Origin of the sequence: Chitinophaga filiformis (genome assembly GCF_023100805.1) — a bacterium.
Taxonomy (GTDB): Bacteria; Bacteroidota; Bacteroidia; order Chitinophagales; family Chitinophagaceae; genus Chitinophaga; species Chitinophaga filiformis_B.
The window spans coordinates 5,542,857-5,557,558 of sequence record NZ_CP095855.1; the positions used below are offsets into that span (position 1 = coordinate 5,542,857).

Below are 14,702 nucleotides of genomic sequence, written 5' to 3' on the forward strand. Positions count from 1 at the left end.
TTGAGGGAAATATGACTGTCCATGAACGAAGTGAAGCTGCCATTTAACGCCAGGCTTGCATGTACCCTACTCTGTATTATACTGATCGTTTATATTGCCCGTGTGGGGCATGCATTGATCATCCCCCTTGCCTTTGCCATGCTGGTGGCCATTATGCTGCTGCCTATTGCCAGTGAGCTGGAGAAATGGCGCTTTTCCCGGGGAGCGGCCGCTTTGACCGTAGTATTGCTTTTTGTCTTGTTCCTGGTGGGTGTTCTGATGTTGCTTGGCACACAAATGGGCGCTTTTGTTGCTGATTTCCCCCAGCTGCAGCAGCAGTTGTTACATCAGCTGAATTCGTTACAATCATGGATAAACGTCAAGTTCCATCTTGACTCCACACAGCAGATGGATTACCTGGAACAGATGGCGATGGGCACACTTGGCTCAGCTACCTCCTTTATCAGCAGTACCCTGCTATCCCTCTCATCCCTCCTGGTTTTCATCATCTTTGTACTGCTATATTCCTTTTTTCTCCTGCTTTACCGTTCCCTGATCATCACTTTCCTGATAAAGCTGTTCAAAGGAAAACACCGGGACAAACTCCTCAATGTGGTCATGCAAACGCGATATATCATCAAAGGGTATGTAACCGGTCTGATGATAGAAACCATCGTCGTGGCTATTGTAAACTGCAGCATGTTCTGGATACTGGGCATTAAATACGCCACCCTGCTGGGCATCATGGCAGCATTGTTTAATCTCATTCCTTATCTGGGCATTTATATTGCCACTGTGCTCTGTATGCTGCTGACGCTGACTAACAGCTCGCTGGCTACTACCATACAGGTTGGCAGCGGGTTGCTGATCGTGCATTTCCTGGACAGCAACGTCCTCCTGCCCCGCATTATGGGCTCCAAAGTGAAGATCAATGCCCTGGTGACCATCCTGGGAGTAGTGTTGGGTAACCTCATCTGGGGTGTTCCCGGCATGTTCCTCGCTATTCCGTTCATTGCCATCCTGAAGATCATTTTCGAGCATATAGAATATATGGAGCCATGGGCTATCTTGCTGGGCGACGTAACAATGAAGGGCAAAAAGAAACCGGCGATCCCCAAGGGGCCGGATCCTGTCAGTGAATAAACCATAATGGATGGAAATACCCACGCTTACGACCGGTAACATCAGCCTGCGGGCCATCGATGAAAGAGATATCGCGGCCTTATTCAGCCTGTTCTCGCATGAGAAAGTGGTGCGTTTTATGGACATTGAACGTTTTATCAATGTTTCGGAAGCCGTACAGCTGATAGCTTTCTTCCGCGACAAACTGGCCAGTGGAGAAGGTATGCGCTGGGCCATCACCCTCAACGGACATAATGAACTGATCGGCACCTGTGGCTTTCATCACATGAACAGAACCCATTATAAAATGGAACTGGGATATGATCTCCTGCCATCCTACTGGGGCAAAGGTATTATGACCAACAGCATACACCGCCTTATGCAATACGGATTCGAGGACCTACAGATGAACAGGATCGAGGCCTTTGTAGATCCCGCCAATACCCATTCCCATCAACTGCTCGAAAGACTGGGATTTGAACGGGAAGGTAAAGTGAGGCAGGCGTTCTTTCAAAAGGGAAAGTTTGTAGATGCATTTATCTATAGCCTGCTGCAGAAGGATTATAAATATGATATGCTATTTTGAGGATACTGGTATTTTCATGATAAAAAGAAAACAAATTACCATATAAATCAACCATATAACAATATAATTTCTTATAATATCTGAACTGAGTATTATCTTCGCGCCTCCTTATACCTAAGTTATATTATGCAGATCCGTAACACGCTGATGACATTGCTATGCATGTCACTCCCATTATTTGTTCAGGCGCAAACTGATTCGTCAGCCATTAAGCGCAAGATCTCCAAATCCAAAAAACCGGTCAACGTTACCAGGCTGGAGCTGGTATATAAGTCAAGAACGATACAGACGTTCCACACAGCCTATGACCTCTCACGCACGGGATCAAATGGCGGAATAAGGTCATATGAGGCCCCAACCACTTCCACTATTGAAGTGCGTTATATCCGTATCAATGATCGTGAACTCAAGCGACTGGACAGACGTGGCAATATACTCCGGCCTTATTATGCAAAAGCGCCGCTGGCAAACGAACAATTAAGACTGATGAATCGGGAACGGAGGATTGGAGCGCTTGAGGGCTGGCCATTAGTGGGTGTTGGTACAGGCTTCACCTTTGCCGGTTTAGGCGCTGCTGCCAGCAAACTCAGTGAAAACGACAACTCAAATCCTTCGATAGCGAAAGCCTTTGTATATGGGATACCTGGTCTGGCCATGATAGCAGGAGGCATTTTGCTTAGGCGTTACCACAATAAAAAAGCCGATAACCATCTGGAGCGTTCCCTGGAGATCTATAATATGCAGTATTATAAACCAGTCAAGCCCGACACTACAGTAAACAGGGCCGGGAATACCGACAGCGCTGCAATTAAATCCCTGATACCTATAAACTAATCTTCGAATGAAAAGAATTTTACATCTCATTTTATTACTGCTGTCATTTCAACAGCTGGCATCCGCACAATTTAAAGTACTAGCCGAAAGCCCAGCCTTCAATGAACCCGAAGAAGGATTTGCCAGGCTATTACTGCTAAAGAACGGTAATACCGTACTGACGCACATTCACCGCGAGCAGAAAGAGGGTATTGAAGTACAGATCTACAACAAAGAACATGCACTGATAGCTGTAAAACATATCGTGGCACGACCGGGAGGAAACTATGATCACGAATCTGTCAATGGCATCTTTGAGATCAACGGAGATATAACCTTGCTCATTACAGCGGTGATAGAAAAGAAGCCTGCCCTTTTCCGCATGATCATTAATGCTACCACCGGCGAACTGACCAAAATGGAAAAGATCACTGAAGCAGGAAAGCAGAAAATCGATCGGAATCATCCGCTGAGTAATCCGTTCCTGGTTCGCAAAGACCCTCTGAGCGATTACTACGCTGTGGCAATTTCCCGCAATAAGGATGAAAGTGAAGATTATGAACAGATAGAAGTAATACTTTATAACAAGCAGCATGCTGAAAACAGCAGGGCGAGCTATAAAGCCGCCGGCAATAAATATTCACTACTGCAACTGCATGACATGGTCGTCTATAATGGAGGAACTGTCGGAATCATCGGCTATGGCGATTATCATAATGATGCAACAAATCGCAGGGAAGGTCATCTGGTGCTGATGAAACTCGAGAAAAATGAGCATACACTGATGCTCACAGAACCTGGTATTATGAAAGGCTACCAGATCGATGGAAGTATTATCCGCCATAATCCCGTTACGGGAAAATTAGTCCTGCTGGGCTGCGCCTTAACGGAAGATGAGGTGGAACCCAAAGCAAAAAAGAATGCCGGAGAAAAACAGGAAAATTTGACCTATCTGGGCTTTGGCGCATTTGCCAATGCTACTACGATGAACATTGAAAATACATTCGACGTCTATCCTCAGGAAGCCAGCGAAGCAAGCCAGAAACTATATAAAAGTCAGGATCATCCTTATTTGGGTATGCCGCAAAACCTATACCTCAATGCTGACGGAGGATTTTCAGTTGTATACGAAATCCTGGCCGCTGTCTCTGTTTCTTACAATACCCTGCCACAGCAAACCGAAATACATACGGTACTCCTGAGTGATGTTGCTGTATCGACTTTTAACAGGGATGGCGCTATGAAAACGTCTGCGCTGATTCCTAAAGAACAGGTATTAAGTCCTTCCTGGCTGAAGCCTTTTTATCACTCAAGGAGAGACAATACCGGGAATGAGCTATTAGGAGGCGATCAATTCAAATCATTCTGTTATCTCAATTCCGGCAATAAAAACTATATACTCCTGAACGATACCGAACGTAATATCCGTGAACTGAAGTATGGTAAAAAAATCACCATCATGGGAGTAGGCAAATGTGATGCCTTCTACTACCCGATAGATGAGAAGAATTCTCTCCCTGATCGCCAGTTTCTGTTTGAAAATGAAAAAAAGAGCGTTAAACTCGCTGCTTTCACAATTTCAGATTATGACCAGGTAAATAATATATATGTCACTATGCAGATCGAAAACGGAGGAGGAAAGAAAAATACCAGGATCATTTGGATGCAACCATAAGGTCACACCAGCAATTAGCAGGAGCTTGTTCCTTCGGGGAGCAGGCTCCTGTTTTTTTACCACACTCCATTACCACAGAAATAAATTCCCTCTCACGAAAGCCGGCTTTTCATTAGGTTTGTAATCTTATAATTATTCTCCATACAATGACCTACAGGAACGCAACACTGGAAGACCTGCCAGAAATCGTCGCTATTTACAACACTACTATCGCCGGCCGTATGGTAACAGCTGATACTGAGCCTGTTACCGTTGAAAGCCGTATTCACTGGTTCAATGTACATTCACCCGAAAAACGTCCGCTGTGGATGGTGGAAGACAATGGCGTCACCATAGGTTGGGCCAGTTTTCAATCCTTCTATGGCCGCCCCGCGTATGACGGTACATGCGAGATCAGCATTTACCTGCATGAAAATCAACGGGGAAAAGGGTATGGTAAGGCCATTCTCCAATATGCCATAGAACAGTGTTCATCCATCGGTGTACATACTTTACTCGGATTCATCTTCGCCCACAACACTCCCAGCCTGCGTTTATTCGAACAAATGGGATTTAAGGAATGGGCCCACCTGCCCAATATCGCTGTCCTGGACGGAGTGGAAAGAAGTCTGAATATTCTCGGCAAACGGGTTAACTAATACATTTTGTCTATGTGGTGGCTATATGCTTTACTCTCTGCTTTATTTGCATCCCTGACGGCAATCTTTGCCAAAATTGGGGTTTCGGGGGTGAATTCAGACCTGGCAACGGCAATCCGGACCATTATTATATTGATCATGGCCTGGGGCATTGTTTTTTTCCGGGGTGAAGGAAAAGGCCTCCAGCACCTGTCAAAATTCAGCCTGACCTTCCTGATCTTATCAGGGATGGCTACCGGCCTGTCCTGGATCTTTTACTTTAAGGCATTGCAGATGGGCAAGGTATCGCAGGTAGCTCCGGTGGACAAACTGAGTGTTGCCCTGACAATAATATTATCCGTCGTATTCCTGCATGAAGCACTGACCATCAAAACAGCCATTGGCGCAATATTGATCATTTCCGGGACCCTGGTGTTGATTTTATAACAGTTGACAGGGTCAATCACACCTGAAGAGCATTATTTTCTGTGCTACCAGGCAGAACACCAAGTTGTTGATTATTAGCGACTTGAAAATAGTTGACACAATCAAAAATTCAATACAGATCCGCGGTGGTCGTTTACCATGGCGGATTTTTTTTGCCTTGGGAAGATCTGGTTTTGTTACCCTTCTCCCGGCTGGCCACATACCTTCTTTTAGTGATTGTCGCCCCCCTACCTCCGGCATTCAACACTATTCCTGTCTTTTCAACGGCCATTCCTCCGAACGCCATGGAAGCTACTTCTTACTTTGTCAGTACTCAGTGTTCGCTACATCTTCGCTTTAATTCCTTTACTATTACGTTTCCAAATCATCATCAAAAGGTCATCTTAAGGTCACTTATATATCTCAGGGATATACAAGTGACCTTAAGATGACCTATAAATATCGGGATGGAGACCTTATAGTATCGGTAGACAAGCGGAGATGTAGCGGACAAGAGACGAGACTATAGTACAGGCGATAAGTGAAAGACGGTGACGATGTGCAAAGGCCAATAACGTAACATCGAACAGATGGCGAAGTAAATATAGAGGACCTTTGTTCTATATTACCAATAATTGAGCCGGTGGCATTCGGCCGTTCAGCGCTTCAGGGCCTTTCCCGGAGAAGGCCAGCGCTGCTCCATGCATGCGCGGCGGCATTAAAATAAGGTGTGAATGTCAACTCAAAAAGGACTTTGTATTCATTTGATTATCAAATATATAAGAAGATAAGCTCGAATTCTTCTTTTTCATAATGCATTGGTTTTCATCCGATAGAACGTACTGGTATGGTCCTACCAGATCCATACCAGGTGGTACATAACCAATGATGAAGGTATAGCAAACAAGCGCGCGCTGAAACTGAGCCTGCACATAGTCCTAAAACAAAAAAGAGATGCATCCCTGAAGATACATCTCTCTAAATATATTCATCAAGTAAGAATTACCTACTGGTAATCAACTCCTTAACCCTCGATATTTTATATACACAGCGACGGTCGCCGGCAATAATATGATCCACACGTTTCACTTCCGCTTCATCCCCCATAATCGCCTGAAAGGTATTCAGCTCGGAAGTACAAATGTTTGCACACTGTGTAGCCGCACAGCAGATAGGACAATGGTTCTCTATAAAGATGAAACCATCTTCCTCCTCACGCCATTCGGCCAGATACCCTTCCGAGGTGCGGATAGCAGCAAACTGTGCCAGTCTTTCTGCCAGGCCGGTCACCCCTTCAAGTTTACTCATATATTTCTCCTGCTGCTGGAACTCGCGTGCCGCCACTACTTTTTCAAGCGCAGCTTCCCCCAGTTCCTTGCGGATGGTCTCTATTATTTGCAGCGTCAGCTCCACATGCGTATCCGGAAAGTGAGCGTGGCCCAGCGGTGTAAGGTCCCAGATTTGAACAGGCCGGCCTACTCCTCTGGATGTTGTAGCCGACACCACAAGCCCTTCCTCTGCCAGCTTCAGCAGCTGCAGGCGGGCGCCCTCTCCTGTCATACGTAATGCGGCTGCCAGCATAGCGGCCGATTGAGGCCCCTTCGTCTTCAGTAACTGCAGGAACTTGTCGGCAGTTGCTTTTGTGATGGGTCTATAATTTTCCAAGTTATTACTTGTTTTATTCTCAAATGTCGTAATTTTGTAGGAGTTAAAAAAATTTGTTGCCAGAACAACAGCTTAAAACAGAGGAACATTAAATGAACGTATTGATCTTCAACGGCACAATGGACAGTAGCCCCTATACCACTGCGAACCAGTTAACGGGCTATTTCGCGGAACAGTTCCGTCAAAAGGGATTTTCTACGGAGGTGTTCAGTCCTGTTGATGGCCATATACCGTTCTTTGCATATCCTAAGGGTGACATGCCCGATTCCGTTAAACATATGTGTGAAGTATTCCTGAAAGCGGATGTGCACGTATGGCTGACCCCTCTTTATCACGGGAGCATGACTGGTGTCATGAAGAATACACTGGATTGGCTGGAGATGACCAGCAAGCTCAGTAATCCTTATTTAACGGGAAAGGTTGTAGCTTTGGTATGCTGGGGAGACGGTTCCCAGGCCATGCAGGGCATTAACGCAATGGATTCGGTAGCCAAAGCCCTCCGTGCATGGGTGCTGCCTTTTTCAGTGCCAATTATGAAAGAGCACTTATATGATGCTGAAACTAAAACATTTACAGCGTCTTATAAAAATAAATTCGACAGGATGATCTCCCTGCTGGGAGACTCCAGGATCGGGGACAAAAAACCGGTGACTACCGGGAATCCCTGAGCACCAGGACCGGAAGAGAACCGGTGACAGATACCGGGGTTCTACCGCCAACTGATCAGGAAGGAGAAAACAACTCCCTGGTCTGCACACAAGCCAGAGGAAAACCGGCAATTCACAAGCAAGGCTTCTCCGGTCATTAATAATCATACAAGGTGAAATCTGTATAAAAGGAAGCAATATGATAACAGTATCAGAAAAAGCGGGCGAATATATAAAGGCGCTTATGGTCAAGGAGAATCACGCTCCCGGCACCTTTGTACGCGTTGGCGTAAAAGGCGGCGGTTGCTCAGGACTGGAATATGTGTTGAAATTTGAAGCGGACAACCATCAGGATGGTGACCAGACCTTTGAAGATAAAGGCGTAAAGATCGTGGTGCAGATGAAAAGCCTCCTGTACCTATATGGCACTGAACTGGACTATTCAGATGGTCTCAATGGTAAAGGGCTTTACTTTAACAATCCTAACGCTACCCGTACCTGTAGCTGTGGGGAAAGCTTCGCGGTGTAATCCTTTATCACCTCGGGCTTCTGCATTACTTAATTAACTGGGAAAATGAGAAACAGCAACGAAATAATAGATGACATAGCCAACCGGGAATACGAGTTTGGCTTTACTACCGACATCGAGATGGATATGGCGCCGGTGGGTCTGAATGAAGACACCATCCGCTTTATCTCTGCTAAAAAGGAAGAACCGCAATGGATGCTGGAGTGGCGCCTGAAAGGCTTCCAGGCCTTTAAAAAGATGCAGTTCCCCAAATGGCAGCACTTTGAGATGCCTGAACTGGACCTTCAGAAGCTTTCCTACTATGCCGCACCTAAGAAAAAGAAACAACTCAACAGCCTGGACGAAGTAGATCCTGAGCTGCTGGCAACTTTCGAAAAACTGGGCATTCCTATCAATGAACAGAAAGCACTGGCCGGCGTTGCTGTAGACGTTGTTTTTGACAGCGTTTCCGTTGCCACTACTTTCAAGGAAAAATTAAACGAACTGGGCATCATCTTCTGCTCATTCGGTGAAGCAGTAAGGACCCATCCCGACCTGGTTAAGAAATACCTGGGTACTGTAGTACCTCATTCCGATAACATATTTGCCGCCCTGAATGCTGCGGTATTCTCCGACGGCTCTTTCGTATACATTCCGAAAGGCGTGCGCTGCCCGATGGAACTGAGCACCTACTTCCGTATCAATGCGGAAAATACCGGCCAGTTTGAGCGTACCCTGATCATTGCCGACGACAACTCTTACGTTAGCTACCTGGAAGGCTGTACCGCTCCAAAGCGTGATGAGAACCAGCTGCATGCTGCAGTGGTGGAACTGATCGCCCTGGATCATGCAGAGATCAAATACTCTACCGTACAGAACTGGTACCCGGGCGATAAAGATGGTAACGGCGGTATCTACAACTTCGTGACCAAACGTGGTATCTGTAAAGGGAACAGCAGTAAGATCTCCTGGACACAGGTAGAAACAGGTTCTGCCATCACCTGGAAATATCCGAGCGTGATCCTGCAGGGCGACGATGCTGAGGGTGAATTCTACTCAGTAGCCGTAACCCGCAACAAACAGATCGCTGACACCGGTACCAAGATCTATCACCTGGGCCGTAACACCCGCAGCCGTATCATTTCAAAAGGTATATCTGCCGGCCATAGCGATAATACTTACCGCGGTCTGGTACAGGTAGGGCCACGCGCTGCCAATGCACGTAACTTTACCCAGTGTGACTCCCTGCTGATCGGCGATCGCTGCGGTGCACACACTTTCCCTTACATCGAATCCAGGAACAGTACTGCTACCGTAGAACACGAAGCAACTACGTCCAAGATCGGTGAAGACCAGATCTTCTATCTGAATCAGCGTGGCATAGATACAGAAAAAGCAGTAGCACTGATCGTGAACGGTTATGCACAGGAAGTGCTGAACCAGCTCCCGATGGAGTTTGCGGTAGAAGCCCGGAAACTGCTTTCTATCACACTGGAAGGAAGCGTAGGATAATAAAACAATTTACAAAGCAAAAACAACAGAGAAACATACAATCATGCTGACGATTAAAAATCTGCACGCAGAAGTAGACGGTAAACAAATCCTGAAAGGCATCAACCTCGAAATCAGGAAGGGAGAAATGCATGCTATCATGGGCCCCAACGGTTCAGGAAAAAGCTCGCTGTCTTCTGTGCTGGCGGGTCGTGAAAATTATACTGTAACACAGGGCGAAGTGATCTTCGAAGGGAAAAACCTGCTGGACATGTCTCCCGAAGACCGTGCACGCGAAGGCCTCTTCCTGGCGTTCCAGTATCCCGTTGAAATTCCGGGTGTGTCCAACCTGCATTTCCTCAAGACTGCGTTGAATGAGATCAGGACTTACCATAATCTGCCTGCGCTGGAATCAAAAGAATTCCTGAAGCTGACAAAAGAAAAACAGCAGCTGGTGGATTTTAACGCGAACCTGATGAACCGTTCTCTGAACGAAGGCTTCTCCGGCGGTGAGAAAAAGAGGAATGAAGTGTTCCAGCTGGCAATGCTCGATCCGAAATTAGCCATCCTGGATGAGACTGATTCCGGCCTCGACATCGACGCCCTCCGCATCGTGGCTGCCGGCGTGAACAAGCTGCGCAGTGCAGATAAGGCTTTTATGGTTATTACCCACTACCAGCGCCTGCTGGAATACATCGTGCCTGATTTCGTGCACGTACTGTATAATGGTCAGATCGTTAAGACCGGTACCAAAGAACTGGCACTGGAACTGGAAGAAAAAGGCTACGACTGGCTGAAAGAAGAGGTACACCAGAAAGAATCTGTATAACGCAAAAAGAACATGACGAGCGATAAATCATTTTACGACTTTATATCCAATGGGGTACCTGGTCCCGAGCAGAAAGTAGATGCGGATAACGCCATCCTTCCTGCCCGCAAGCTGGCATTCAGCCGCTTCAAGGAACTGGGCCTGCCTACGATTAAAACTGAAGAGTGGCGCTATACCAACATCCAGCGTTATCTCAAAGACGCCTTTACCCTGGCACAGGAAGAACAAGGTACTGTAACGGCAGACCAACTGAAAGCTGCCGGCATCCCGCACCTGGACAGCTACCGCGCTGTACTGGTGAACGGACGCCTCCAGGCCGACCTCTCTACCCTGCCTTCCGGTGGTAAAGTGACCGTTTCCAAGCTGAGCGATGCTGCCGGCAATGCACAGCTGCAGGCATGGTTCGATAAACATCCGCACCTGCAGTCGCAACCCTTTGCTGCACTGAACGCCGCCCTCTTCTCCGATGGCCTGTTCATCGAAGCAGGCACGAACGCCAGCCTGGATAAACCTTTACATATCATTCATGTATATACCGCTTCCGCCAATGCTTTCATTCAGCCCCGCCACCTGGTGGTACTGCATAAGAGCGCTACACTGGAAGTAATTGAAAGCGCTGTTGGTATCAGTGAGAATGCGATCGCTTTCGTAAATGCTGTAACGGAAGTAGTGCTGGAAGAGAATGCAGAACTCTGGCACTATAACATCCAGAACACCATAAAGAACAGCCGTCATATCTACCATACTTCTGCTACCCAGAAGGCTGACAGCCGTTATCATCACTTTAACTTTACCCTGCCATCTGCAGAACTGACCCGTAATAACCTCAGCGTAGCGCTGACAGGCAGCAATACGGAAACCAATCTGCACGGGCTCTACCTGGCTACAGGTTCCCAGCATGTTGACAACCACACTTTTGTGGATCACCTCGTGCCTAACTGTAACAGTAATGAGCTCTACAAGGGCGTGCTGCTGGACGACGCCAACGGCGTATTCACCGGCAGGATCCATGTAAACCAGGATGCGCAGAAAACAAATGCTTTCCAGCAGAACAACAACCTGCTGATGAGCGAAAAGGCCAACATCAACTCACAACCTCAGCTTGAAATATTTGCAGATGATGTGAAATGCAGCCACGGTTTTACCGTAGGACGCTTCAGTGATGAAGCACTGTTCTACCTGCGCTCCCGTGGTATTGGTGCAGAAGCCGCTAAATCACTGCTGGTAAATGCTTTCGCATTCGATATTACCGACCAGGTACACATACCGGCTTTACAGGATTTCCTCGCAGAAAAGATCCGCCAGTATGTAGCCGGCGCTATCAATAATTAATTCGATCAGAAATTCCGATCTTTGCACGAGGTCATCCAGGTTCTTCCCGGATGACCTCTGATGCTTCAGAGAGGACCGATAAACTACAGCGTATTATGCAACACGTACCAGACATCACTGTTCCGGCAATAGATATAGAGAAGATAAGAAAGGATTTCCCGCTGTTACAGGAAAAAGTATATGGATTACCACTCGTATATCTCGATAATGCAGCTACTACCCAGAAGCCGCAGATCGTGCTGGATACGTTAATGCACTACTATCTCCATCTCAACAGCAACGTACACCGCGGTGTACACCACCTCAGCCAGGAAGCGACCGCCGCTTACGAGAATTCCCGTAAGACCATCGCCTCCTTCCTCAATGCCCGTAAACCGGAAGAGGTCATCTTTACCAAGGGAACTACTGACAGTATCAACCTGGTAGCCTACTCCTTCGGACGCGGCGAGATCAAACCAGGCGATGTGGTACTGGTATCGGCTATGGAACACCACTCCAACATCGTTCCCTGGCAGATGATGTGTGAAGACAGGGGTGCAGAACTGAAAGTCATCCCCATGGACGAAAACGGGGAACTGATCATGTCAGCGTTCTCTGCCCTGCTGAGCGACAAAGTGAAGATCATCGCCCTGACATACGTATCCAACTCCCTCGGTACTGTTAATCCCGTACGCGATATTATAGCCCAGGCACATGCCCGTAACATCCCCGTACTGCTCGACGCAGCACAGGCAGTACAGCATATGCCGGTGGATGTTCAGGAGCTGGATGTAGACTTCCTCGTATTCTCCGGTCATAAGATATACGGTCCTACCGGCACCGGCGTACTCTATGGTAAGGAAGAATGGCTGGACAGGCTGCCTCCTTACCAGGGCGGCGGCGATATGATCAAGACCGTTACCTTCGCCAAAACTATTTACAACGTACTGCCGTACAAGTTTGAAGCCGGTACGCCCGACATCAGCGGCGCCATTGCCCTGGAAGCCGCTATAAAATACGTACAACAGGTAGGTGTTGAAAATATCCAGGCATGGGAAGAACAACTGGTAGATTATGCTGCGCAACAGCTGCAACAGATCGAAGGCCTGCGCTTCATCGGCAAACCAGCGCATCGCTCCGGCGCCATCTCTTTCCTGGTGGACGACATTCACCCCTATGACCTCGGCGAACTGCTGGACAAACAGGGTATTGCTATCCGTACCGGCCATCATTGCGCTGAACCTGTAATGGGCTTCTTCTGCATCCCTGGCACCGTACGTGCATCCTTTGCCATGTATACCACTTTCGAAGATATAGACAGATTAGTAGCCGGCATTAAAAAGGCCGCCGCTATGTTAAGATAACAGGATTATGACTATCAAAGAAAAACAGGACGAACTGATATCAGACTTCTCCTTCATGGAGAACTGGATGGATAAATACGAGCATATTATTCAACTGGGTAAGGAACTTCCGCTGATAGACGAAAAATATAAAACGCCCGATCACCTCATCAAGGGCTGCCAGTCGCAGGTATGGCTGCATACCGAGATGCAGGACGGGAAACTGGTCTTCACCGCCGACAGTGACGCCGTGATCACCAAAGGCTTAGTGAGCCTGATGATCACCGTATTCTCCGGGCATACGCCTAAAGAGATCGCGGAATCTGAAATATACTTTATTGATGCGATCGGATTGAGCAGTCATCTCTCTCCTACCCGTTCCAACGGGTTACTGAGCATGCTCAAGCAGATCAAGTTATATGCAGTTGCCTATGAGGCAAAATCTCAATCACAAAAAAACGGCAAAGAGCTATGAGCGAAAATACATTGACACTACGCGACAGGATTGAAGAGGTGCTGCGCACAGTATATGATCCGGAGATACCGGTGAATATCTTTGAGCTGGGCCTTGTATATGAAATAAGGATAGGCGATAATAACCGCGTTGCCATCACCATGACATTGACAGCACCGGGTTGTCCCGTAGCCGGCGATATCATACGTGAAGTAGATGAGAAAGTGAGGGATATTGAAGGCGTATCTGATGTGGATGTGACCCTGACCTTCGACCCACCATGGACGAAGGAGATGATGAGTGAAGAAGCCAAACTGGAATTGGGCTTCATGTAAACTGACAAGAAATTACATAAAGGCTGTCTCAAAATTTTATTGAGCAGCCTTTTTTTATTGGAACTACTGATGCCGCCAGGTAGTTGTGAAGTCCGCCGGAACTGTTTGCCCCTGGGGGCATTTCAGTCGTTGATGTTTCCTCTCTGTTTTTCCCCGATGATTTCTTTCCTGTTGGTGCTCACCTGGTTATGGGAATATCTTCCACAGTAAACGATACCTGTCCTGTTACATCAGCATGCACATTCTCATACAAGTGTCTGTTTCCATTTTTCCTTTAAACATTCATAACAGTCGGTTTGTTATTAGGTTTCCTACCTTTGTCATCTTATTACCTTATAAAACTCGGTTATGTTTGAACAATTAACACAACTCATCCAGCAAAGCGGTCTGCAATCTGTCATTAACAATCCCGAAGTACCTAACGAGCATAATGACGCTGTGATCGCCGAAGCGCAGCACTCCATTCTGTCCACCTTCAGCCAACTGAATGCCAATGGCGAAACACAACAGGTAAATGAAGCGCTTGCATCTGCTGATCATCCTGTTACGCAGAACATTCAACAGAACTTCGCCGGCAACATCATGGAAAAGTTTGGCATCAATAGTGCTACAGCTACAAGCATTGCTGCCACCTTGATCCCAACCGTACTGAACGCCATTAAAGGTGGCGGTGGCTCCGGCCATGGTGTGGGCAATGGCTTCAACATCCAGGACATTTTATCGTCCCTGGGCGGCACTAACTCCGGTAGTGGCGGTTTTGGCAGCGGCAATATCCAGAGCTCTATCAATAGTATTGGCGGCAAACTGGGCTTAGATAAAGATGGAGACGGCGATGTTGATCTGAACGATATTACAAAGATGTTCAGGTAATTATCAGATGGAATTTTCTCACCATTCCAAC

At 47.2% G+C, this 14,702-nt stretch carries 16 protein-coding genes; 15 read left to right on the top strand and 1 reads right to left on the bottom strand.

Annotated features, from left to right (window positions below; translation table 11 throughout):
- Nucleotides 1-21 precede the first annotated feature (21 nt).
- The 6 genes from MYF79_RS21450 to MYF79_RS21475 all read left to right on the top strand — a co-directional run bounded on the left by MYF79_RS21450 (nt 22) and on the right by MYF79_RS21475 (nt 5,239).
- Nucleotides 22-1,122, top strand: a complete 1,101-nt coding sequence (locus MYF79_RS21450) for an AI-2E family transporter (RefSeq protein ID WP_247809891.1) — start codon at nt 22-24, stop codon at nt 1,120-1,122.
- Nucleotides 1,123-1,132: 10 nt separating this feature from the next.
- Complete coding sequence (locus MYF79_RS21455) at nt 1,133-1,687, top strand: GNAT family N-acetyltransferase (protein ID WP_247809892.1); 555 nt, start codon at nt 1,133-1,135, stop codon at nt 1,685-1,687.
- Between the two features lie 126 nt (nt 1,688-1,813).
- A complete protein-coding gene (locus MYF79_RS21460) occupies nt 1,814-2,521 on the top strand; it encodes a hypothetical protein (protein ID WP_247809893.1) in 708 nt (235 codons plus the stop codon).
- Between the two features lie 7 nt (nt 2,522-2,528).
- Nucleotides 2,529-4,175: a hypothetical protein gene (locus tag MYF79_RS21465; RefSeq protein ID WP_247809894.1), complete on the top strand. Its 1,647-nt coding sequence runs from the start codon at nt 2,529-2,531 to the stop codon at nt 4,173-4,175.
- 146 nt (nt 4,176-4,321) lie between these two features.
- A complete protein-coding gene (locus MYF79_RS21470) occupies nt 4,322-4,813 on the top strand; it encodes a GNAT family N-acetyltransferase (RefSeq protein ID WP_247809895.1) in 492 nt (163 codons plus the stop codon).
- A 12-nt stretch (nt 4,814-4,825) separates the two neighbouring features.
- Entirely contained in the window at nt 4,826-5,239 is a 414-nt protein-coding gene (locus tag MYF79_RS21475; protein WP_247809896.1) for an EamA family transporter, read from the top strand.
- Nucleotides 5,240-6,220: 981 nt separating this feature from the next.
- On the opposite strand, the gene MYF79_RS21480 is transcribed toward MYF79_RS21475, so the two are convergent.
- Nucleotides 6,221-6,883, bottom strand: coding sequence for a helix-turn-helix transcriptional regulator (locus MYF79_RS21480; protein WP_247809897.1), 663 nt, complete (start codon nt 6,881-6,883; stop codon nt 6,221-6,223).
- 92 nt (nt 6,884-6,975) lie between these two features.
- Between MYF79_RS21480 and MYF79_RS21485 the strand changes: the two genes are divergently transcribed.
- The 9 genes from MYF79_RS21485 to MYF79_RS21525 all read left to right on the top strand — a co-directional run bounded on the left by MYF79_RS21485 (nt 6,976) and on the right by MYF79_RS21525 (nt 14,671).
- Nucleotides 6,976-7,551 carry an NADPH-dependent FMN reductase gene (locus MYF79_RS21485; protein WP_199655211.1) on the top strand — a complete coding sequence of 192 codons (576 nt, stop codon included), beginning with the start codon at nt 6,976-6,978 and terminating at the stop codon, nt 7,549-7,551.
- A 178-nt stretch (nt 7,552-7,729) separates the two neighbouring features.
- Nucleotides 7,730-8,059 (top strand): HesB/IscA family protein, encoded by a 330-nt coding sequence (locus MYF79_RS21490; RefSeq protein WP_199655212.1) that lies wholly within the window; start codon nt 7,730-7,732, stop codon nt 8,057-8,059.
- 45 nt (nt 8,060-8,104) lie between these two features.
- Nucleotides 8,105-9,550 carry a Fe-S cluster assembly protein SufB gene (gene sufB / locus MYF79_RS21495; protein WP_247809898.1) on the top strand — a complete coding sequence of 482 codons (1,446 nt, stop codon included), beginning with the start codon at nt 8,105-8,107 and terminating at the stop codon, nt 9,548-9,550.
- Nucleotides 9,551-9,593: 43 nt separating this feature from the next.
- The gene (gene sufC / locus MYF79_RS21500) at nt 9,594-10,358 is read left to right on the top strand and encodes a Fe-S cluster assembly ATPase SufC (RefSeq protein WP_247809899.1); all 765 of its coding nucleotides are present in this window, start codon (nt 9,594-9,596) and stop codon (nt 10,356-10,358) included.
- A gap of 12 nt (nt 10,359-10,370) precedes the next feature.
- Nucleotides 10,371-11,690 (top strand): Fe-S cluster assembly protein SufD, encoded by a 1,320-nt coding sequence (sufD, locus tag MYF79_RS21505; protein WP_247809900.1) that lies wholly within the window; start codon nt 10,371-10,373, stop codon nt 11,688-11,690.
- A gap of 95 nt (nt 11,691-11,785) precedes the next feature.
- Complete coding sequence (locus MYF79_RS21510) at nt 11,786-13,033, top strand: aminotransferase class V-fold PLP-dependent enzyme (RefSeq protein ID WP_247809901.1); 1,248 nt, start codon at nt 11,786-11,788, stop codon at nt 13,031-13,033.
- Between the two features lie 7 nt (nt 13,034-13,040).
- A complete protein-coding gene (locus MYF79_RS21515; RefSeq protein WP_199655217.1) occupies nt 13,041-13,487 on the top strand; it encodes a SufE family protein in 447 nt (148 codons plus the stop codon).
- Nucleotides 13,484-13,801 carry a DUF59 domain-containing protein gene (locus tag MYF79_RS21520; RefSeq protein ID WP_199655218.1) on the top strand — a complete coding sequence of 106 codons (318 nt, stop codon included), beginning with the start codon at nt 13,484-13,486 and terminating at the stop codon, nt 13,799-13,801. Before MYF79_RS21515 ends, MYF79_RS21520 begins: the two co-directional genes overlap by 4 nt.
- Before the next feature lie 348 nt (nt 13,802-14,149).
- Nucleotides 14,150-14,671, top strand: coding sequence for a hypothetical protein (locus MYF79_RS21525; RefSeq protein WP_247809902.1), 522 nt, complete (start codon nt 14,150-14,152; stop codon nt 14,669-14,671).
- Nucleotides 14,672-14,702 lie beyond the last annotated feature (31 nt).

Bases quoted from the DNA above. Each gene is read 5' to 3' on its own strand.
- MYF79_RS21450 (WP_247809891.1), top strand. From the start codon at position 22: ATGAACGAAGTGAAGCTGCCATTTAACGCCAGGCTTGCATGTACCCTA.
- MYF79_RS21455 (WP_247809892.1), top strand. From the start codon at position 1,133: ATGGAAATACCCACGCTTACGACCGGTAACATCAGCCTGCGGGCCATC.
- MYF79_RS21460 (WP_247809893.1), top strand. From the start codon at position 1,814: ATGCAGATCCGTAACACGCTGATGACATTGCTATGCATGTCACTCCCA.
- MYF79_RS21465 (WP_247809894.1), top strand. From the start codon at position 2,529: ATGAAAAGAATTTTACATCTCATTTTATTACTGCTGTCATTTCAACAG.
- MYF79_RS21470 (WP_247809895.1), top strand. From the start codon at position 4,322: ATGACCTACAGGAACGCAACACTGGAAGACCTGCCAGAAATCGTCGCT.
- MYF79_RS21475 (WP_247809896.1), top strand. From the start codon at position 4,826: ATGTGGTGGCTATATGCTTTACTCTCTGCTTTATTTGCATCCCTGACG.
- MYF79_RS21485 (WP_199655211.1), top strand. From the start codon at position 6,976: ATGAACGTATTGATCTTCAACGGCACAATGGACAGTAGCCCCTATACC.
- MYF79_RS21490 (WP_199655212.1), top strand. From the start codon at position 7,730: ATGATAACAGTATCAGAAAAAGCGGGCGAATATATAAAGGCGCTTATG.
- sufB (WP_247809898.1), top strand. From the start codon at position 8,105: ATGAGAAACAGCAACGAAATAATAGATGACATAGCCAACCGGGAATAC.
- sufC (WP_247809899.1), top strand. From the start codon at position 9,594: ATGCTGACGATTAAAAATCTGCACGCAGAAGTAGACGGTAAACAAATC.
- sufD (WP_247809900.1), top strand. From the start codon at position 10,371: ATGACGAGCGATAAATCATTTTACGACTTTATATCCAATGGGGTACCT.
- MYF79_RS21510 (WP_247809901.1), top strand. From the start codon at position 11,786: ATGCAACACGTACCAGACATCACTGTTCCGGCAATAGATATAGAGAAG.
- MYF79_RS21515 (WP_199655217.1), top strand. From the start codon at position 13,041: ATGACTATCAAAGAAAAACAGGACGAACTGATATCAGACTTCTCCTTC.
- MYF79_RS21520 (WP_199655218.1), top strand. From the start codon at position 13,484: ATGAGCGAAAATACATTGACACTACGCGACAGGATTGAAGAGGTGCTG.
- MYF79_RS21525 (WP_247809902.1), top strand. From the start codon at position 14,150: ATGTTTGAACAATTAACACAACTCATCCAGCAAAGCGGTCTGCAATCT.